Origin of the sequence: Psychrobacter sp. AOP30-A2-5 (assembly GCF_052378115.1) — a bacterium.
Lineage (GTDB): Bacteria > Pseudomonadota > Gammaproteobacteria > Pseudomonadales > Moraxellaceae > Psychrobacter.
Genome location: NZ_JBQSXK010000012.1, coordinates 1 through 20,575, shown reverse-complemented (window position 1 = coordinate 20,575; position 20,575 = coordinate 1). Strand labels below are relative to the sequence as shown.

Genomic DNA, 20,575 nt, shown 5'->3' with positions numbered 1-20,575 from the left:
AACCTCTAGATTTTATCTAATTAAGTTTTTCGCCTATCATGATGTATACATAATGACAGAATATTTGTAATGTCCGAACACTCCACTGGCTAATAGGAATATTAGAGTCCAGTCTATTCTCAATTCTTATAGGCTGAGTTTGGCTCGTTAGTGAAAGCTCAGCTCGAATCTTTTTTTGATATGATCTACCTTTTGCGTAATCGAGTTCATTAAACTCCATTTGTGATCGAGGTATAGTCTTTAATGCAAGATTCCAAGAGGTTTGATCTGCCTCTGAGGCCTGCTCATAATTATAGACCTTTAAGCTAATATCTTTTTTGTATACTAGCTGACAGACAATTTCAAGATAGTTGTAAATGTCTGCAGGATGCTTAAAAATGATAAAGTTCTTACTGGGTTGAGCGTTAATAAGGGTATGAAAAACAAACTTATTAATAGCACTTTTATCATTACTTCCTTTATAAATATCACGAAATTTATCTGTCATTCGTATCATATTTTTTCTATCATCACCGTATCTATCCTTTACAGGTAGTAGACTGTGCTTATTGTTTGGATCAAATAGTCTAGGATTACCTTTTGTAGTTTGAAACTCTGATGCCCTCCTTAGTTGCTGCGCATTGTAAAGCCATTTTTCAAACGTATCTTGACTGACATCGTAGATATGCATGAGGTATTCATAGTCACCTTTTTCGGTGTAAGCTTCCAAAATTTGATTCACTTCATCGAAAGCATATCTTTTGGTCTTATCAGTTTGTTTGGTTAGATTCTCGCTAACTGATTTACTACTCTTAGGCTGTGGTAACTCTGGTAGTTTCATCTTGTATATAAGATATTCATTAATTTTTAATGGTACGTTTTCAATTTCATATTTTCTTCTTCTTGGAGTTTTTAGTAGCGGAGCATGTTTAACAGATAGTTTAAAATCTACATGATATAACAGTAGTCCAATTTGAATATCAGTAAGATGCACATAGGATGCAAACGTTGTACTAGGACGGGCGTGACCTGCTACTCCTGCTAAGGCGTATACTTTTTTGTAGGCGAGACTCGTCTCGAAATGATTGATAATATTGACAGCCTGCTTATCTTCATAAGGTAATAGGCTTTTTAAGAATTTTGCACTTGAATGGTTATTGAATTTATAATCTTTATCGTATAAAAAGGACATCAATTGAAAATTAGTCAGGCAGCTGTGTCTTAAATGATGCGTAGTGAGGTATTTAAGACCAGTAACTTCTTTTATAAGGGTACTAATTATTTTTGAGATTGCATTAGAGTTATATGGCATGCCAGCTTGATTTGCTATGAGCGTCTGGTTTTTGTACCTAGAACGTTTGATATATACACGTCTTATGAGTTGCATATCAGACTCTAGCAATAATTGAGAAAGTGATATACGACGCAGTGCAGAGAGGCTTTTATTGTTTCCAAATTTGTTATTTCGAACTTCTAGATAGTTCTGTGTCTCTGCAATATCTCTTATTCTTATCTTAACGATTTCACCAATCCGCAGACCACACCGTTGACCTAGTATCAGTGTTAGGCTTATAGCCTGCTTTTCATCAACAGTCATAGTGAGACTATCAATTTTATTGAGTATAGCTTGGAACATACTTTCTGAAATGTAACCGACTCTATGATGAGGTCTATCACTCGTAGCAAAAGGAGGTATAGATTCGATATTATGATGCGCAACCATATACTGATGAATTTTATCAATTAATTCAGCAGCTGCGTTCGCGGCCTTTGGAGTTTTACTAAGTTCGATCATCTCAGTATATAGTGCTACAAAATCATCTTCTTGATAGTCCTTTAGACTCGCATTTTCTGTCAGGGCTAACCATCGATTGGTAATTCTATTGCTATAAGTCTGAATGCTAGAGACCATATGACTGGTTGTCATTGATAGCAGCCAACCAACGATTGCCCTTTCGTTTAAAGGCGCATAACTATTTTTAAGTTCGCTATCGAGTTTTTTTAATTTTTTAACAAATGGTTTTTTAGAAATTTTATTATTACTATCACTTTTAAAAATCTTCGCTATCTCAACTGCTAATTGAGAATTTGTTACTGTAGAAATATTATTAGAAGTACTAGGTACTTGGTTGCTCAGCTGTTCTTGATTAGTTGTATCATGCCGAATCTCATATATGAGCGATTGCCAATTGGAAGTTGGTAAACTAAATGTATCTTCTTTGCCCGTAACGATATACCACATATACTCGGGCAAATTAAGTGAAAGGTAGTTTTCTAAAATGTACACTGCTGCAATCAAGAATCGTCTTAAGCCAAAATTAACGCTACTTTCCAGTGTCTGTCGCATGCTTTGATATAAATTATGAATGTTAATATTTTTTAGCTTATCTGCGACTGGTACTGCTTTTTCTTTGATATAGGACTGAAGAATATGTGCTGATAGAGGAGATATAAAAACTTGCGTTTGGTGTACAGCTTCTGTCCCTACATAAGTGTTTGTATGATAGGAGCTATCGTCAACAACCACAGCAATGATTGGTAGACCATAGACTTGTTCAATCATTAAGCAGTCATCAGATAGCTGCTTCAATATTGCTTGTAGCACAGACACTTTTAGTACTGCACTATGAAAAATAAGACTTAAAAATACATCGTTTAAAGTTAGATCAATATTAGTTTGAGCTTCTAATCGTTTACTCCAGTCTAAATAGAAATCTAGTACGTCCTTACCATCAGAAAACCATTCCTGTGTGCGAAAGGAGGCTGGACGAGATGATTGAATAATGAGTTTTGGAAAACCTATAGTAATGTTTTTATCTTCCATACGATCTTGACAGTACTTTACGGCATGACTGTAAGCAGTAGAATACTTTCTTACATCTTGAAAATGCTTGTTAGTAGATAAATTTTTATCAAATTTAGCCCACATTAAATTGAAAGATTTTTGGTGGTCTTTTGATTCTAAAATTTTAATAAAATCAATATATTTATCTATTAGTTTACGAGCTAACAAAAAACGTTTTTCTTCTCGTTGATCTCGATTTTCTTTACGTATTTCAGCACCTGATTTATTATTACTCATATCTAGTGCTCCAACTTAATTAGTTTAAAACCAATATCTTTAGTCAGTTCATTTATAGTTTGGGCAAAAGCCCTAAGTTCACTTCGTTTTAATCCACTAAATCTATCGTAAAAGCTATATCCAAGCTCATCAGAGTGTCCCATCCAAGCACTGACCACATCATATCCGATACTGTCTTTGTTCAGAGATGGGTCAAAAGAATATTTTCCAATATGCTCGTTTTGTAGCGAGCGTATATAGTGACGAGGCCAGTTGAGTGGTAAAGAGATATAAGCTGATATACGTTTTTTAAGGAAAGTATTATCCAGTTTTAGTCTAGTAACTGTGCTAGTTGCTTCATCCAGCTTCAAGTAGCATACCAGTCCAATATTGCCGTCTAGAATATTCGTATAGATTAGTCCAATGTCGTTCCCTAATTTATTAAAAAGACTAGCGTTGCCTTTGATAAATTTTATGTACTCGTCAATTTGTTGACATAATATAGCTGGTAGATATATAAATCTGCCTATAGTATCTTGCTGAACTTCTTTATCACTTATAAAATACAAACCTGTTCTGGTATCTATATCTGACAATCTGCCGAATGGCTCATTCACTGGGCGGTAACCGCTAGCAATGGATAGCCAAATATATAGATAATCGGTGAAAAAGTTATGCAACTCTACAAAATCACCTACTTTCAAAAAACTAGTTTTTCCAATTTTTTCTAGAATATTTTTCTTTAACTCTTCGATGATTGGAGTTAATAATTTTTCTCGAATAGCTAGCAAAGAGCCCATTTTCTGATCATTCAAATGTGGCACAGTATCTTCATTAGTTATTTTGAAAAAAACGTCTATTCTTTCCTTGCTATCCTTGATATTTTTATCGTCAATCAGACCTAATAAGTGATTAGTAAATTTAAATTGGCATCGATATAGATCATACTGAGAGACATTGTAATAAGGCAGCGCTGATAAATGATGTACAGGAGACTCAGTAATTACTTCTATCAAGGCTTTATCAACACCGTTCTGAGATAAGTAGCTAGTAAAGTAGTTTCTTATTTTATTAAAACTTAATCTTACTTTATACTTTTTATTGAACGCCTTGATGTCATTGGTAGCTTGAGCATGAATCGAAATCATTAAATCATCATCCAATACGTAAGTCATCTCACGGTGTAGCTCTATAAGAACAATTGGCATGTAGAGGAAAAGAATACTTTCATTATTAGCACATAATTTTTTATCCCAACTTTCATCCGTATAACTACGTTTCGGTGCGAATTGAAGTTTATATCGATAGCCATTAAACCCATCTTCTAAATTATCGGATTCAAATATATTCTCATTACCGGTTAATAAGATCATTAGTAAATAGAGAGCAGATTGATGGCTTAGGTCAAACTTAAACTTCTCATCTATACAACGTCCTCTATCTAGCTCGCCTAAATCTAGTTCCTTGAGCTTACAACCAAGGTACTTTACCAATGTAGATATATCATCTTCATGGGCTATATTGACACTAGTAACTAAATTCATAGCACTTTTTCGACGACTGTTTGATTGACCTTCAGCCCTTACCAAATCAAGATAATAGTTACTGGGAGTATTGACTGTTATTTGTTCAAAAAATTCTTTCTCGTTATCTTGACGTTCTTCATCTTCAAAAGCTTCTGTACTATTTACATCCTTAGTAAGATTAACTAAGTCGCTGATTGTATTACCTGTCGTGTCATCATAATGTAATGAGCCATTAGCAACCTGATAGGTGGTACTAGTTACGCGAGTAATACCAGAGTCGTTTTTGAAATAGTTTTCTATCGGCAGAATATACTCATAAATATATTTAGCTATACGCTCATTAAGCTCATTTTTAGCATTGCTAGAAGAGAATGAAGTGCTCCTGCTTAGTAACTTGTTACCATATTTTTTTATTTCTGACTCAAAGGTATCAAGAGTGCTATTTAACCATCTGGTGTAATGATCATTGTCTTGAGACTCGATAAGGTGGCTTTGGAGATCATTAAGACTCTCAAACTCTGTTATGTCTGGCAAAAATGGGACTAGGAATTCACGAATATTACTCGTTAAAAACCGACATTCATCAAGTGTGGTTTCAATCCTACTATCATAATCAGTCAACTCAACCATTTTAAGGCAGAGAAAAAAGTAAAAAGAACGAATGCTATTTATTTTTGGTGAGTCTGAACGACTGGCTAAAAAATTAATGAGGTAGAGATCTTTGAGATACTTATGACGTGTTTTTATGGTTTTTAGGAAGTTTTTCTGATCAATACCGCTTTCGTATATCTGTAGTTTCTCTAATTCAGTTAAAGTAGAAACTGTATCTTTTGTTTTTACCCATTCAGATAAAGCATGGTACTCACTTTCTAGCGCTGATCTGAATTGCTCAGGCAAAGTATCTTGTAGAAATTTTAATTCAACAAGTAAGCACGAAATTTCATCTATATTTGACCACTTAATAATATTTGTTTGTAACCATTCACCAATTTTGCAAGCTCTTTTAGTTGCTTTGTTGTCTGTATCCATTGCTACGCAACCGTTATAAGTCATTTAAATAACTGTAGCTCCGTTCATTTAAACCATCCAGCTTTAATACAAAAAAAAGACACCTATTTAGATGTCTTTTTATTATATATAGGCTTTTTCATAGGTTTTGTAGTATACCTCGGTCTTTCAATAGCTTATCCAGCGCGCTTCCGTCTTGACGAGTAAGGTTCGGTACATAGCGAGAATAAACGGTAAATAGCATCTTAGTATTGCTATGGCCCATCTGAGAGGCAATCCATTCAGGCGCCTCGCCAGCAGCTAGCCAAAGCGTTGCAGCAGTATGCCTAGATTGATAAGGATTACGCATATCTACCTCTAGATACCTCAGTAGTGGATACCAAACTCGCCGCGTCACGTTGCGATGATTCAAAGCTGTGCCAGCTTTTGTACAAAACACAAATTTGTTTTGCTGGCTGTTTATTTTTTTTTGCTCAAGCAGTGCATCGTAGACCAGGGCATTCATTTGAATCACACGATTGGAGCCACTAGTTTTAGTTGGACCAACTATGCCGTTTACTACCGCCTGATCAACAATGATTTGTCTGCGTTCAAAATCTATATTTTTCCAGGGCAAACCATCTATCTCGCCTGTCCTCATACCTGTAAAGAAACGCACAATATAATACGGTTTGAAGTCCCTACGCACGTTATTAATGATTAACATAACCTCGTTTAAGGTAAAAGGATTAACGCTACTTTTAGGTTCACTGAGTGGCTTAATATTTTTCCAAGGGTTATCAAAGTCAAAGCGCTCGGTAGCTTCAGTGATTACCATACGTAAAGGAGTCATTATGTGGTTGATACGGGAAGCTGATAATGGTCGCCCATTATTTCCCCCTTTAACCAGTTTGCCTCTAAAAGCCATAATTTTAGCTTTAGTAATCGTGTTTAAGGATATGTCGCCGAACTGAGGATATAAATAGATTCTAAAAATATCATCGACATTACTTATCTGTGAATCACGCCATTCTGGTTTTTTCTCTTCTAACCAGATTTTACTAAAGTTACTAAAACTAGAGCTTGAATCTTTATGACTGTTTGTCGACTTAACTAATTCTAAGCTTTTAAATTTTTCAAGTTTTTTACTTTGTGGAAAATAGTTTTCGTACCGAAAACTCCCCAATTGAATGTCAGCTTCCATTCTGCTAACGAAGTTTTCTAGGCGCTTTCGATTGGGCTTAGTGTCTGTTAGTAAGGTTTGCTCTCTACAGCGCTGACCTATGTATCGGAAATCTACGTACAGGTTGCCATTACGGCTATTGATACTCGCCATGATTACGCTCCCGCTGCAAATGGAATGGTATCGTCGTAGCCTGTCAGCATCAGCTCTTCAATCTTTTGCCATATAAAAAGGATTTTTCTACCTCCAAATGGTTTGATGTAATGAACGCCCTCAATAAACACAGCATCTTTAAGCTGGTTGCGTATGGTCTTGCTGTCATATTTAATACGTTGTGACAGCTCTTCTGTTGTTAAATAGGTATAACTCATAGTAAAATCCTTACTAAAGATTAAAGTGTTATTATCTGATAGCTTTATGACCTGCTATAGAACATAATTTACACTAAAAATAATCTTTTGCAAGACATTTTTATCTACAGTAGGTTATTTTATTATGGAGGAGGTTATGGTGAAGTGTAATTTATCTAGAATTATGGGTGAAAAAAGGTTAAAGATTGCTGATGTGTCTAGAGACACGGATGTAAATAGAGGCACAATCACACGTATGTATAACGAAGAAGCGACAAGAGTGGATCTAGAGGTTGTAGAGAAGCTATGTTTATATTTGGATATTGAAGTGGGCGACCTTTATGAGATAGTTAAGGAAGAACAATAAACATTCCTCCTTTTAGAACACAAGATAATACTGCGCTTATCAGTTATTACGCCAAATAATACGAAGCAAACTATAGCTCTCAAATAAGTCAAAGGTTCTATTAAGTAACAAAAAGGTCTATAGAAGGTTATTTTAAGTTGTAATAGCTCAAAATGTATGTATAATTTAATCTGTAGAAAGTCATTACGACTAACAGAAACGAATATTAATCTACAGGAGATTATACATGAACACATTTATTAAACCGCCGCATGCTTCAATTTGGCTAAGCGCCGAAGCGATATCGCTATCTACCAAGCTTATGGTAAACCTGCAAATACAACAGGGTTCACAGTTAGCAAAGATGCTAGGCGTCAATCCGATATTTTATAATAATGAAGCAGTCAGGATATGGGTACAACGCGAGCTAAATGAAGGATTAGCGCTGAATCGTTATACCTTAACGAATCTTGAGACCAAGTTTTTGGCCATTATGAATCATTACGAGATTCCTTATTCGTTGTGATTAACGTCAACTACTTGGTTTGGAGATAACCATGAGCTTAAAACTTATTTTCAGCGCTAATGCAGATCAGTCCGACATACAACTATGTGAAGACTATTGGGCATACGGGCATGATGGGCGGTATATAGAGCATATAGAAATACTCTGCAGACAATACCATATCGATTATCATATTTTGTTTGGCGTATTAGCAGAGTGCCAGGCTTACTTAGATGATGTGCACTGTGAGTACTGTGGACGGCCGTATCAACTTGATGTACCAGCGGATATACCTTATATCAGAAAACAATCATCTTGGTTTTGCGAATCATGTATTAGCTTTTCTGGCGGGCAGCTTACAGTAGGTAGGTGATAATTTAGAACGTACTTAATAACCAGATTGCACATGCTATCTGGTTTTTTCTATGAAAATCTCTTGCTGATACTCTAACAGTTAACCTCGATTTTCAAATCTATTTGTTTAGTAAGGATTACCGGAAGATTACCGTCACTATCACCTAGGGCTTTATTTTTCTGTCCGTTTTTCCAGTTCACTAATGTTAAATCCTGATGCTTTTGCTACAGCATTATTGTTTTCATCAGTCTCAGTATCTGTGATTATTTCTCCGATCTTAAATGATTCACTGGTAATACTCTTATCGTTACTGCCTATGATATTTACTAGCCCTTTTTCATAGTAGTAGATAATTTCAACTGCCTTTTTTATCTTGCTTACACCGCTATTCTCATCACCATTGTTACTGTTTGAGCTAAGCGGCACTCCAATAATTACTGCAACTAAAACTAAAGATATAAGTAATTTAAAACTGAACGGTAGCTTTTCTTGACCGAACTTAGCAAAGATGATCACAACAATTAACTGAGATATAATAATGACTATATTTAACAACAAGAAAGTTAATGATGCACCTAGTGCAACTATAGGCATAACAATGCCTTTATACGCTTGTTTTCCACTGTGCTCTACTTGTTCTTGCGTAACCTCAATTTTTTCGCCTGGGTACTTTTTAGGGTATTTAATAAGATTTCCTAATGGCTCATCATCCCCTTCATTGATATAAGTAGGTATAGCAGTATTTGGCAACAATTCCTTTAATGGTTCAGCCATCTTTAGTCGCAAGGATTCTTCAAATCCATTGCTATAAGGAATTAAACTTAGTTCCTCTGGTTTTGCTTTTTTTCTAAAATATTTTTGAATATCAGGGTCTCTAACAAACTGGTCATAGTTAAGGTAAGGGCTTAAAGTTGATTCGAATCCTAGCGTCTTACTGACACCTCTTAACCATTCTTTGTAAACCTTCTCTTTTGCTACTGAGCTCCATATAGACTTTTCCGCCTTAGCATTTGCCTCGTAATATACCCTAGTTTTATCTAGATATTTTTCGTAAAACTTACGAAACTTAGTATCGTCAAATTCTGGCGTTGGAATTACTAGCTTTAGGTATGTTGCATTAGTCAAAAGACATGAATTATAGTAAGTAATAGTGTTTTTGTATAGATGCTCTTGCATAGGTGAATTAAGCGCATTATAAGCAAAGAAAGCCTTATCAATATTAGAGATCACGCCCAGCATTTCACTGCTGCCTTCAATACATTTTTTTGATGCTGAAAACAATACGTTTTGTTTTTGCTCGTAGTTATGTATAAAGCTATCTTTCATTCCGCCAATTGGCAGTAACAACTTATTCATTGTTGTTGGATTCTTATCGATAGTAATTAAAGGATTGTAATGAGGCTTCATGGTCACTTGGGTATTAATGATAAGTATCGCTCTATTCCTCTCCTCAGCCGTAGAATTATCTACCATCGTTTCGATCAACTTGTTTTGCAAGTAGAAACTAAGGGGGATGCAGATTAACAGACCTAAAAACATGACTTTCAGACTTTCAGTAGCATAGTAATACTCGTCATCACCAAAACCAAACTGAGACTTAAGTGCATAAAAAATTTTCGTGAACGCGAGGGCAGCACCAACACCTGTGATGATTTTTCCCCAGAACTCCATGCCCTCAATGGTAATAAAATCACTTTTGATTGAGAGTTGTTTGAAAACAATAATGTTGATAACTACTTCAATTACAAAGTATGCTCCTGTAAGCCATAACAATGCTTCCCAATACATTTTTCTACTAAAACCCATCTACGATTTATCCTCTAATGATATGTTATTACTCGTCAATTTGATTTAATTATATTCCATCCGTATGGCAGGAATTTATGCACTCAATTTAGCAGTCATTGAGTGTACTTATTTCTTTTCAACAAAATTAATTTCAATACACTTAATCTACTATGTTCGGAGATCTTTACAATAGTTAGCTAGTTGGTTCGCGACATGTAATGTCGCTTATTTATAGTTCATTATAAAAAAACACAATTGTTATGCTATATTTACTGAGCAATAATTGCGTAACATTAATCCTACTATTGGAGCGACTATGAAATCGCCTTTTTTACTATCTATAGCTGTTTTAACACTTTCATCTCTTATCTCTACTGTTGCTGTAGCAGCGCCTAGTTTTCCTAAAGGTATTACCATACTCGACGATCAACATGAAGGCGTGTATTCAACGCTTTGGACAGCCTATCCCATGACTGTTGAGAGTTATATTGGCGCGAAACAAAACATACCCTCAACTATGCTAGTGGCATTGACAGCTAATGGTAAAATGAGCGAATTCAGAGGAATTATTAACGTGAATTGTGACAATCCTCGATATTCGAGAATAGAGGGTGACAAAGACTCTAAAAGTTTAGACGAAGCAGTAGCTGATTACATAATACCTCAACAGGTAGTAAATAATCTCGCACGAAAATTCTGTATGTAAGTCAAATATATTCAAGCGAATAAAAAAGACGTCTATAGAGTATATAGGCGTCTTTTTTATATTTACGTGAGTCATAAAGGTTAATCTACTCAACACTCAAGCTCATCCAACACGGCACGAAAGCTTGCTAGCCCAGCCTCAATATTATCGCTAGCTAGATATTCAGTATCAGGTAGCGATAATATTGAGGCTGGGCTAGCAAACTATACATAGGTTAGCTACCTTATCCAATAACGTTAAGTATCTGCTGCCGCACGTCTTGACCTTTATCATCTTTTTTAACCGCCATTAAGAATAAGCATTGACCCTGGCTATGACTTGCCCAAAGTTCGCCTACCATACGTTTCTCTGCTGAATCATCATTGGTTTCGTAAGGCTTGCCTTTATACTCCACCACCAAGATACGACCATCCTGCAGTTCAACGATAAAATCAGGATAAAAGTTGGTATGTGCCAGTGGCAAGCTAAACGAAGCTTCCCCACGTCTAACTAGATTTCTTACCCAATGCTTAACTTGAGGTAGTAGATCAATAGTCTGAGCACAATCAAACTCTTCACCTGAAGATTTCATGTCTTCGATTTGCGGATAATAATGTTTGTCAAACGCATAACTACCTGAATAGTAAGGTGGCCGTGTTGGATAATTATCTGCTTTAAATTCGTAACTAAAATCGTAAGTCGTAAGCACGTCAGCATCATTTGCGAATAAAGTTTGTTGATATCCTTTAGTCATTGCTTGCTGTCTATATACAGATACCAGCTCCTGTATAGAACGAGCAAGTGGATACTTATTACGTATGAGAGTAGTGAGTGTCAGTGACGGTATTTGCAATAATTGGTTGATTACCTTAGTTAAGAAACTCGTCATTTCACGCTGAGTGACATCACTTTGACGGCATTCATGGTCTAGCCAGCCTATAAGCTCATCTTGGGTTACTTCGGTATGAGTCAGGTTTAGATTTAAAGTTTGTGATTCATTAGCAAGATTGTATTTAACTTTTTTGCCTTCTACGTCGACTAGGAAGCTTGTCGTCTCTTCAGTGGGCTGGTAGTCGAGCTTAGCTGGATAATCTAGTAAATTCCAACCTGATACATCCAAGAATACTTCTTTCTCAACCAGTTCAAGCTCACCCTGAACCATGACACACAATCTTGGTAGCGGGGCAAACCTCACTCCGTTCTCTGCTGGTGACAAAGCTGCATGTACACTGAGGTTATGCCTATCAACTGAAGTCTCAATCTCTTTTTTATCTTCAACTGCTACTTTGGCAATGGCTTTTTTCAAAGGCTCTGAGACTTTACCCGTAACCGTGACCACTTGGCGACCATCTACCTCAGAGATCTTAATGCTACTGCGTTCTTCTTCTGATAGCTCGGTAGTATCTATCGTATCCTGCACCTCCACCATCAAAGAAGGTGACGTAAACTTAGGTTTCGAGTTTACAGCGTCATCCTTATCTACCTGACCAAATAAATCGCCTTGATTGGCATCTTGCTGTCGAAGGAACGTGGCTACCTCCATTTCTTCAAAACCCATTGAAATGAGTTTATCTGTCAGCTCTTTTGCTGCCTGTGCCAAACTTGTGGTTGCCAAATGGGCATAAGCTCTATTTAGATCTTCTATCACGCGGCGTTTTGCATAAGGCATGCGCAATACACGCCCCAATAGCTGCTCAGCATCTTTACTAGAAGAAACCTGTTTGACTGAACAGAATACGTAGGCAAATGAGCAATCCCAGCCTTCTTTTAAAGCTTCTATAGTAATGATGTACTCGATAGGACAGTTAGGATCAAAAAGATCAATACCATCTAGCTCTCGCTGTGTCCCTGTGGCTACCGCAATTTTATCCTCAGTAATGCCATGATCTTCAATTAGACACTTTTTGAGTACCTCAACCGTTACCTTGCCGTTCTTATTCTCTGCCTGAAGTAGGACAATAGGACGTATATAGTCGATATCTTTTTGTGCTTTAAGCGCTAATCTAGCGCGTGTTAATACTGCATCACGTACCGCTTCTTCCCAACCATTAATATGCTCGGTTAAAATGATAGGTAGCTTGATCATTTCTTCAGCTTTGAGCTGCGCCGCTGAGACATGATATAAAATATTGCTACCATTGGTCGTTGATGTATTAGGAGTAGCAGTAAATTCGATAATAGCTGCAGGATGCACACGCTTCAGAGTGTCAAAGGTTAATGAAGTCCTAGCATTATGGGCTTCATCAACGATGACTAGAGGGTTGTACAGCGCCAATAGGTTGGCAAAAGAGTACTTTATCTTACCAATATCATTGACGGTCAAACCGTTTTCAGAGACATCATCTTCACTGACGGTCTCAAGCTTGTCATAAAAAGGATGTTGACGACTCAGTTTGGCAAAATGCGGTTCAAAATCTTCATGATACTGATAGACCTTGCGATCAGAGGTCTTAGCTACTCGCAAATTGGCAATCGTAGAGACGACTATGATTGTTTTGTTGCCAATATCCTGTGCACGGATTTGATTGACATCAGCGATATCGTAGACACTGACTTGATTGGCAAACGCGCGGTTTAGATGATCAGTATAGTCTGGGTTGCTCTTGAGCGCTGAAACGGTCTGCTGCTGAATGGTAGTAGTCGGTACTAGCCATAATACAATGGGGAAATCTTGCGATAGATAATGGGTCGCCGCTGTAGAGACCGCATAAGCGCCCAGCACAGTCTTGCCGCCACCTGTCGGAATGCGAATACATACATAAGGCGTATCAACGAAAGAGTAAGCACGATAAGGAATTTCTACAAAATTATTATCCTGTAATGTCTGCTGAAATGCTGTGTCAATGTCACCATCCATACGACAACGCTTGAAAAAACGGGTAAGAGTATTAAGCGCTTCTTGCTGGTATTCTTTTAATTCAAACATCGCTTATCTTCCTTTCACATCGTATGGTATTTGCTTAAATATAATATTTTCACTCTTCAATCGAGCGTCTCCCATACATCTCCTCTCACCATAGATGACTTTTTGACCATTTTCTGGATCTTCAGGGTGAGGTGGCAGTATGGCTAGCACTTTTGATGTAAGTACGTTACCACCGTCAGGACGTTTGTCACCTAAAATACCGTTATAAAGTAGGTAGTAAGCAATACCATTATGCACACCAAGTAGCGGGGACTTCGCTGACTGCTGTAGCGATTGCCTAGTATCGCCATACCAAATGTGGGAAGCCAGCGCATCAAAGCTGATACCTTCTCTTAAAGAGCCGTTTTCATTAAAGATGACTTCACCTAAGCGGTAGAATTTGAAGCCACTACCACCTGTCCAGTTGACGTCTTCTGAAATACCACCTTGCTCACCATCGACTACTTTTTTTAGCCTTGGTTGGCAATGAGTGACTGCATGATCCCCAAGCTCAATACCAATGAACTTACGGTTCATTTTCATAGCAACAGCGGCAGTTGTGCCAGATCCAAGGAATGAATCTAAAATAAGATCATTAGGCTTTGTGGCGAGATCTAAAACTCTTTTTATCAATCTTTCAGGTTTTGGAGTTGTAAAAGCATCCTCCTTATCAAACACTTTCACCTCTTCTCGCGCTTCATGATTATGACCTGCATCGCTATGTAACCAAATGGTAGATGAGGGTGTACCTGAACTTTTAAGTTCGCTCAAGAAAGTTTTTCTGGATGGAGCTGCATCACCTTTTACTCCAAACCATATTTCATCGTTTTCGTCCATTTTTTTCAGAGTCGATTCTGGAAACCTCGGTGATGTCCCAGCTGGTGGAGTCCATATGTATCCGTTTTTAAAAGTATATGAAAACGCTGCTTCTTTTTCAGATCCTTTTCTTTTTGCATATAAAGGAGTTGATTTCCAAACGCCTTTAGGATGATTATCAGGATTTTTATATCTATTATTCATAGCCTCAGTTCTTTCTAAGGGATAAGGTCTCCATTCTTCTTTGTTTTTGGCATAGATTAATAAATGATCATGACTATCTGATAACCACTTGGCATCATTAGCGATTGTATATTTTTTCTGCCAAACACTATTAGCGACAAAGTTTTTCCTTCCAAAAATTTCATCACACATCACTTTTAAATAGTGTGATTCAGAATCGTCGAGTGTAATCCAAATAGAACCGTCTTCAGATAGTAGCTGATGCAATAGCTCTAAGCGTGGATAGATCATCGACAGCCATTTGCTGTGCTCTAAATTATCGTCATAGTGTTCAAAGGCGCTTTTGGTGTTATAAGGTGGGTCAATAAAGATGCACTTTATCCTTCCTGAATGCGTAGGAATGAGTGCTTTCAATGCATCAAGGTTATCGCCCTGAATGAGCATATTGTCAGTATCTGACTCGCCATAAGATAATTCTGGCACTAGCTCTACCAAACGATACGGACAGTCACGCGCTGTAGTCAGCGCTTGCTCTTTATTCAACCAATTCAATATAGGCATATCGCCTCACTTCCTTCTTTATTTTTAGCCACGAAAGGCATGTTTAGTGCTTAATATTCTGAGTGGTAATTTATCATATAACCCGTTTGCTCTCACCAGATATCGACCTGTTATACGACATCTTAGGCTTTTGCTTTGGCAGAGCTAGTTTAAGTTATTGCTAAGTGTTTTTCAGGTTTGATTTGGCTGGAGGCGACACATACTGTCGCCTCTTATAGTTTGTACCTATTAATGTTGGTAGAGACTTGATATATTCTATAACTATTAAAACTTAACAATTATTGAGAGGTAACATATATGGTAGATTTACAAAAACAGTTCTTAGAATTTCATACTGAAATCAAACTAGGTACTTATGAAGGTAAACACGCGAATGATGTATTACGTGAAAAACGTGACTTGATAATTAATCAGCTTAAAGCAAGTTTAAAAGCTAAAGAAGAGGAAGGCTATCCTCAATTTGTCAAAAGCTTTAACCAAGGAAGCTACGCTTTAAATACGGGAATAAAACCTATCAGAACTGGCGACTACGATATTGATGTTGGCGTACTTCTTGACTGCCATAAAGAGGAGTATAAACCTGTTGAGCTAAAAGAGTTGGTCGCCGAATGTATTCAATATACTAATCGTGATGTGAATGTGAGCCGCTCATGTGTGACAGTGACCTATATGAAGGATGGCGAACCAGATTATCATGTTGATTTACCAATATATGCTAAATCCAACAATGAATATGATGATACATACTATTTAGCTAAAGGAAAAAAAGGTCTAACTGAAGACAAGCGATTTTGGCAGGAGTCTGATCCTGAGGGTATGACGTCACTAATAAATGATTTATATAAAGATAATGATATCTATGAAGATAACGGTTCTGACCAACGTAAACAGTTTCGTAGATGTGTACGCTACTTAAAAAGATGGCGCAATCATAAATATGTGGGTATCCATAGCATTGGACTGACTATAGCAGCATATCATTGGTTAGAACCGGATGTAGATACTCAAAATGATGGAGAGGTTCTACTTGATTTAGTTAAAACTATCCTGAGTAATTTTGATTACTCGGGTCGTCTCAGTATTAATCTACCTATAACACCTGGTGGTGATTTACTAAAATCTGTCAACGATGACGATATGGCTACTATCAAGGAGCGTTTTGAGATATTAGGAGATAATTTACAGTCAGCTGTCGATGACCCAGATGCGCATGAAGCCAGTAAGACCTTGAAAAAAAGTTTCGGTGATGATTTTCCAATAGCTGCTAAAGTTGACAAGGCTAAAAAGAGTATCGAAGCACCATATGTGAGCACTGGATCATCAGCATAGGCAATGTAATGACAATTAGCGATGGCGTACAGCAAAGCTTTGAACAACATATTCAATTTCTTGGTGGCAAAAACATTGAGAGTAAGAATAAAAAAGATGGTTTTATAGCTATTGGCTTTGATTTAGAGATTCATGGCCAAACAATCCCTTTATCAGTCACATATGCTGATCGAAGGCGTTGGTTATTGCTGCCTACAGTATCGGTTGCTAAGTGCAATTTACCAGCACTAGATCATGTAGGAAATAATGGCTTAATATGTGTCACAGATCATCAAGGTGAGATGTTTGATAGCGCTGACTTATTTGGTCTCTTCAAATATGCTGTAGATACGGCTATAGGCATTCTGACGAAAGCCCTTAAATCGTACAGTGCTGGAAACAGAGATGCCTTATATGAAGAGATCGATGGTTACAATCAAACAGTCGTATCGGATGCCCCTATTATTATTGCGACACATAATCCGAATCAGTCTGAAAGTTTATACGCATGGTGTATTAATTTTACGAAACAACGTAATACACCACAGTGTCATCACATTAAATATTTAGTAGATGGCAATAGCCAACATCCACCTAGCTCTAGCCCTTATACTGCTATAAAGGTAATTAAGGTATCTTTAGCCGATATCGAAGACTTCATTATTCCTAATCTTTTTACATCCTTTAATGAACACTGGTGGCAACAACAAGCTTTAAACTTCAGTACCCAACAGTTAGACAGCTTAAATAAGAAAAGTAAGTTTAAAATCGTTCTCTTAGAGATACCCACGCCTAAAATGCATACTTACTTGGTCATCTCCTATTATCAGGATATGGCTTCGAATAAATATCGTAATTTTAAGGTTCAAACCTTACAGCGCGGTTGGCGCGAGTACTTACTAAATCGTACTGGTATTGATTCTCAGTTTTCAAGTAAAAAGACCGTCGTGATAGCTGGCTGTGGTTCAGTTGGTTCAAGAGTCGCAGAGATACTGGCTGAGTCAGATATCGATAAGCTAATACTAGTTGATTATGATGATATGAAAACTGACAACGTTATGCGGCATCACCTTGGAATACAAGATGTAAATCAGTCTAAGGTTAGTGCGCTCAAAAGCCGTCTGCAGCAAAATATACCTGAGTTAGAAATAGTAGCCTATAAAGCTAATATCCTAAACTGGCTCAATAGCCAAAACAATGAACAGCTATCTGAAATTCATTCCATAGTATTAGCTACTGGTCATCCTCCAACAGAGCTTGAGGTGTGCCGACGCTTATATACTTATGAGGCGAATGTCCATGTTGTATCTGGTTGGCTAGAGGCTTACGGATTGGGTGGTCATGTTCTAGGATTCAGAAGTAATGAGGATGGTTGCTTGAAGTGTCTTTACTATGATGACGATGGCAATTCTTCAAATTATATAAGGACTAGTTTGTTTAGTAATCCTTTAGGTATAGTTTTGTCGAAAAATATCACTGGATGCGCTGGAGCATTCACGGCATATGGTTCAGTACATGCTATGAAAACAGCAGTGATTATAGCTGAGTTCGTGATTGAACTTAAAACTGGATTACAATCGTGGTGCGCTACCAATAAATTACCGATTGACTATGGCTTAGAAGCTACTAAGCACCATGAGGCAGCTCTACAAAATGGTGGTTATTATTCACAGTCATTAAGCTCTATCAAGGTGGCAGGATGCTCATGTTGCAGTACCTAAACAACCGCATCGTATGGAAGGAAAATGATAAAGCATACGATGGTGCAATATCAGAGTCTGTTATAACCGCTTGGTTCGGTTTTAGACAATCGCACGTAAGATCAAAGGAAGCTGGCGGTATATTATTAGGCAGATATTATGCAGATAGTCATACGATACTGGTAGACGACTTAACGACTCCCATGTTCAGAGACAAGCGTACTCGCACCACTTTCTTTCGTTCCAAAGCTCACGATAAAGCTCTCAAAAAATATTGGAAGGACACCAAAGGTTTTGGTGGTCTTCTAGGGTTATGGCATACACACCCTGAGCCAAAGCCTAATCCATCTAATGCTGACTTGAATGATCTAGCGAGTCAATTTACTAGCTCTAAATACCTATCAGAACGTATTTTGTATGTCATCGTTGGTACTAGTCATATTGGCTTTTGGATTGCCTACTCTCAAAACTCTAAAATATTTTTAGGCTACTTGCTTTTTTCTACTGAATTGGACAATTAAAAAATGACTACAAATAATTCATCTGCGGGAACTCAGACCTCGCATGATCAAGCCCTAAATAAGACTATATTTACCGATCTTGAATCGGCCAAACAATATCTCGACCATCTTAAAAGTACAGGAATGAAATGGGATCATGTTGGTTTCCTTTCAGACGCAAGCTATCATAACTTAATGACACTACTGTTCAATGACGGTGAGTTAATTGATGTTTTTAGATTTTCTCTTCAGCGTGACGACAATGAAAAGTTGGTTTCATACATAAGTGATAGCTATGTAATAGACACGAGGTTAAGAGTCTCCGAAAAGAAAGAGTTTAGTTTAGAAGATTTCCAGACATTAGAAAATTTTAAGGAGCTATGGGATGAAATTAGAATTAGCTCTAATAAGCTCAACGCTAAAGAAACTACTAAACTATTCAAACGGTGGAGTTTAGGTCGAGAGAAGGTTACAGGAAGAGGAAACAAGTTCAGTCAATTGACTAAACGCATTGTTATGGAAGAGAGTCATGGTAGGTGTATGTTTTCTGGCTGCGGTTCAAGGTTAGATTTTGATTCATTATCAGGACATAGAGGCAACTTCGGTTATATGGCTCATAACATTGCAGCTTCTGAGAGTGGACCTAGAGGAATAATGTACTTATCAAAAAATCTGGCTGACGAACCAAGTAATGTTCTATTACTGTGTGATATTCATCATAGGTTAATAGATCGAATAGCTAGTTTAGATTATCCCGCATCTAAATTACAAGATATGCGAAACGTACATATTCAGCTATGTAACAATCTTCTCAATGCATTGAGTTATACACCTGTTCCAGTATATTTTATTCCGTGGAGCGTAAATGGACAAAGTATAGAAATGCCAGATCCGATATCAATTTCGAAATCATTGAGCGTAGTTAATTGCAGGGCAAAAAATGACTTAACTCCTATAGATTATGGTGTAACTGATTCAATGCGGAACCCTTATGAGTTTCATAGAAGAAGTTATGAGCATATAGGAGACTGTGTCAATCAAATAAAAGCATGGACTAAAGGTAGTAGCGCAGCTGTGTTCGTTTTAGGTCCAACTTTTGCCCTAATAGGTTTTGGTGCGAAATTCGGTAATAAATCCAAATTAATGCCAATGCTGCGTTATAGAGATGCTAGTAGTTGGATGTGGCCTGGAGTACAGCCTAGAGAAGATGCATTTATTATTGACGAGCCAGAGATTGACTCAGAGCACTCAGAAGTTATTGTTAGCATTAAATTAACTTTTCCCGCTGCGATGATTGATTCAACAATCGACCATCTTAATCAACAAGTCCAAAACAAGCTTCCAGTAATAAATATATATCCTCCTCAGAGTTATGGATACGGTAATGGCGCAATAGCGCATCCACTTGAGGGTGAAAAACTAGCTAATAGGCTTAAGGAAATTTTTACTAACTTGAACCAAATGCATGGTATAAAAAAAGTACATCTATTGGTTTGTGCTTCAAATGCAGCGTGTGTATATATTGGTCAAGCTGTAGATAGATTTCAGCCCGAATTTATAGTCTACGATTATGGAACCGAGATGATGGAGCCTAAACTTAGAATGTACAACGATGGGAAGACTACAGTCGTTGAATGTGTGAAAGTCGACTGTGAATAATATTTAATTTTAAAAACTGAAGTTACAAACAATTCATCCAAAGAGCAAAACTACAAGGACTACAATGAACTGGAATAAATTTGCCATCAAAAATGAAAATAAGGAACAATGGGCGTTCGAGCAGATGGCTTATTTATTATTTTGCTCAGAGTTTAACAATAATGTTGGATTATTCAGA

At 37.2% G+C, this 20,575-nt stretch carries 14 protein-coding genes; 7 read left to right on the top strand and 7 right to left on the bottom strand.

The annotated features are described in order from the left end of the window. Window positions 1-16: 16 nt before the first annotated feature. The 4 genes from ACT3S4_RS09570 to ACT3S4_RS09555 all read right to left on the bottom strand — a co-directional run bounded on the left by ACT3S4_RS09570 (window position 17) and on the right by ACT3S4_RS09555 (window position 7,107). Complete coding sequence (locus ACT3S4_RS09570; RefSeq protein WP_444760952.1) at window positions 17-3,061, bottom strand: tyrosine-type recombinase/integrase; 3,045 nt, start codon at window positions 3,059-3,061, stop codon at window positions 17-19. 2 nt (window positions 3,062-3,063) lie between these two features. Continuing rightward, window positions 3,064-5,595 (bottom strand): hypothetical protein, encoded by a 2,532-nt coding sequence (locus ACT3S4_RS09565; protein ID WP_444760951.1) that lies wholly within the window; start codon window positions 5,593-5,595, stop codon window positions 3,064-3,066. Window positions 5,596-5,713: 118 nt separating this feature from the next. Beyond that, window positions 5,714-6,889 (bottom strand): Arm DNA-binding domain-containing protein, encoded by a 1,176-nt coding sequence (locus ACT3S4_RS09560; protein ID WP_109591612.1) that lies wholly within the window; start codon window positions 6,887-6,889, stop codon window positions 5,714-5,716. Between the two features lie 2 nt (window positions 6,890-6,891). Then, window positions 6,892-7,107, bottom strand: a complete 216-nt coding sequence (locus ACT3S4_RS09555; RefSeq protein ID WP_020442991.1) for a hypothetical protein — start codon at window positions 7,105-7,107, stop codon at window positions 6,892-6,894. Between the two features lie 124 nt (window positions 7,108-7,231). Between ACT3S4_RS09555 and ACT3S4_RS09550 the strand changes: the two genes are divergently transcribed. Beyond that, on the top strand, window positions 7,232-7,453 hold the full coding sequence (locus ACT3S4_RS09550; RefSeq protein ID WP_320158378.1) for a helix-turn-helix domain-containing protein: 222 nt from the start codon (window positions 7,232-7,234) through the stop codon (window positions 7,451-7,453). Between the two features lie 226 nt (window positions 7,454-7,679). Next, window positions 7,680-7,958, top strand: coding sequence for a hypothetical protein (locus ACT3S4_RS09545; RefSeq protein WP_201579751.1), 279 nt, complete (start codon window positions 7,680-7,682; stop codon window positions 7,956-7,958). A gap of 505 nt (window positions 7,959-8,463) precedes the next feature. On the opposite strand, the gene ACT3S4_RS09540 is transcribed toward ACT3S4_RS09545, so the two are convergent. Continuing rightward, window positions 8,464-10,098, bottom strand: coding sequence for a hypothetical protein (locus tag ACT3S4_RS09540; RefSeq protein WP_444760950.1), 1,635 nt, complete (start codon window positions 10,096-10,098; stop codon window positions 8,464-8,466). A 298-nt stretch (window positions 10,099-10,396) separates the two neighbouring features. Here ACT3S4_RS09540 and ACT3S4_RS09535 point away from each other — a divergent pair, with 298 nt between their 5' ends. Further along, complete coding sequence (locus ACT3S4_RS09535; RefSeq protein WP_444760949.1) at window positions 10,397-10,786, top strand: hypothetical protein; 390 nt, start codon at window positions 10,397-10,399, stop codon at window positions 10,784-10,786. A 223-nt stretch (window positions 10,787-11,009) separates the two neighbouring features. Here ACT3S4_RS09535 and ACT3S4_RS09530 read toward each other — a convergent pair whose 3' ends face one another. Both ACT3S4_RS09530 and ACT3S4_RS09525 read right to left on the bottom strand, forming a co-directional pair. After that, window positions 11,010-13,691: a DEAD/DEAH box helicase gene (locus ACT3S4_RS09530; RefSeq protein ID WP_444760948.1), complete on the bottom strand. Its 2,682-nt coding sequence runs from the start codon at window positions 13,689-13,691 to the stop codon at window positions 11,010-11,012. Between the two features lie 3 nt (window positions 13,692-13,694). Continuing rightward, window positions 13,695-15,230 carry a site-specific DNA-methyltransferase gene (locus ACT3S4_RS09525; RefSeq protein WP_444760947.1) on the bottom strand — a complete coding sequence of 512 codons (1,536 nt, stop codon included), beginning with the start codon at window positions 15,228-15,230 and terminating at the stop codon, window positions 13,695-13,697. A gap of 297 nt (window positions 15,231-15,527) precedes the next feature. Here ACT3S4_RS09525 and ACT3S4_RS09520 point away from each other — a divergent pair, with 297 nt between their 5' ends. The 4 genes from ACT3S4_RS09520 to ACT3S4_RS09505 are packed head-to-tail and all read left to right on the top strand — an operon-like array spanning window position 15,528 to window position 20,397. After that, window positions 15,528-16,559, top strand: a complete 1,032-nt coding sequence (locus ACT3S4_RS09520) for a cyclic GMP-AMP synthase DncV-like nucleotidyltransferase (RefSeq protein ID WP_444760946.1) — start codon at window positions 15,528-15,530, stop codon at window positions 16,557-16,559. Window positions 16,560-16,567: 8 nt separating this feature from the next. After that, window positions 16,568-18,259 carry a ThiF family adenylyltransferase gene (locus ACT3S4_RS09515; RefSeq protein WP_444760945.1) on the top strand — a complete coding sequence of 564 codons (1,692 nt, stop codon included), beginning with the start codon at window positions 16,568-16,570 and terminating at the stop codon, window positions 18,257-18,259. Next, entirely contained in the window at window positions 18,238-18,759 is a 522-nt protein-coding gene (locus tag ACT3S4_RS09510) for a Mov34/MPN/PAD-1 family protein (RefSeq protein WP_444760944.1), read from the top strand. Before ACT3S4_RS09515 ends, ACT3S4_RS09510 begins: the two co-directional genes overlap by 22 nt. Before the next feature lie 3 nt (window positions 18,760-18,762). Continuing rightward, window positions 18,763-20,397: an SAVED domain-containing protein gene (locus tag ACT3S4_RS09505; protein WP_444760943.1), complete on the top strand. Its 1,635-nt coding sequence runs from the start codon at window positions 18,763-18,765 to the stop codon at window positions 20,395-20,397. Window positions 20,398-20,575 lie beyond the last annotated feature (178 nt).

Bases quoted from the DNA above. Each gene is read 5' to 3' on its own strand.
- ACT3S4_RS09550 (WP_320158378.1), top strand. From the start codon at position 7,232: ATGGAGGAGGTTATGGTGAAGTGTAATTTATCTAGAATTATGGGTGAA.
- ACT3S4_RS09530 (WP_444760948.1), bottom strand. From the start codon at position 13,691: ATGTTTGAATTAAAAGAATACCAGCAAGAAGCGCTTAATACTCTTACC.
- ACT3S4_RS09520 (WP_444760946.1), top strand. From the start codon at position 15,528: ATGGTAGATTTACAAAAACAGTTCTTAGAATTTCATACTGAAATCAAA.
- ACT3S4_RS09565 (WP_444760951.1), bottom strand. From the start codon at position 5,595: ATGGATACAGACAACAAAGCAACTAAAAGAGCTTGCAAAATTGGTGAA.
- ACT3S4_RS09555 (WP_020442991.1), bottom strand. From the start codon at position 7,107: ATGAGTTATACCTATTTAACAACAGAAGAGCTGTCACAACGTATTAAA.
- ACT3S4_RS09535 (WP_444760949.1), top strand. From the start codon at position 10,397: ATGAAATCGCCTTTTTTACTATCTATAGCTGTTTTAACACTTTCATCT.
- ACT3S4_RS09525 (WP_444760947.1), bottom strand. From the start codon at position 15,230: ATGCCTATATTGAATTGGTTGAATAAAGAGCAAGCGCTGACTACAGCG.
- ACT3S4_RS09515 (WP_444760945.1), top strand. From the start codon at position 16,568: ATGACAATTAGCGATGGCGTACAGCAAAGCTTTGAACAACATATTCAA.
- ACT3S4_RS09560 (WP_109591612.1), bottom strand. From the start codon at position 6,889: ATGGCGAGTATCAATAGCCGTAATGGCAACCTGTACGTAGATTTCCGA.
- ACT3S4_RS09540 (WP_444760950.1), bottom strand. From the start codon at position 10,098: ATGGGTTTTAGTAGAAAAATGTATTGGGAAGCATTGTTATGGCTTACA.
- ACT3S4_RS09510 (WP_444760944.1), top strand. From the start codon at position 18,238: ATGCTCATGTTGCAGTACCTAAACAACCGCATCGTATGGAAGGAAAAT.
- ACT3S4_RS09545 (WP_201579751.1), top strand. From the start codon at position 7,680: ATGAACACATTTATTAAACCGCCGCATGCTTCAATTTGGCTAAGCGCC.
- ACT3S4_RS09505 (WP_444760943.1), top strand. From the start codon at position 18,763: ATGACTACAAATAATTCATCTGCGGGAACTCAGACCTCGCATGATCAA.
- ACT3S4_RS09570 (WP_444760952.1), bottom strand. From the start codon at position 3,061: ATGAGTAATAATAAATCAGGTGCTGAAATACGTAAAGAAAATCGAGAT.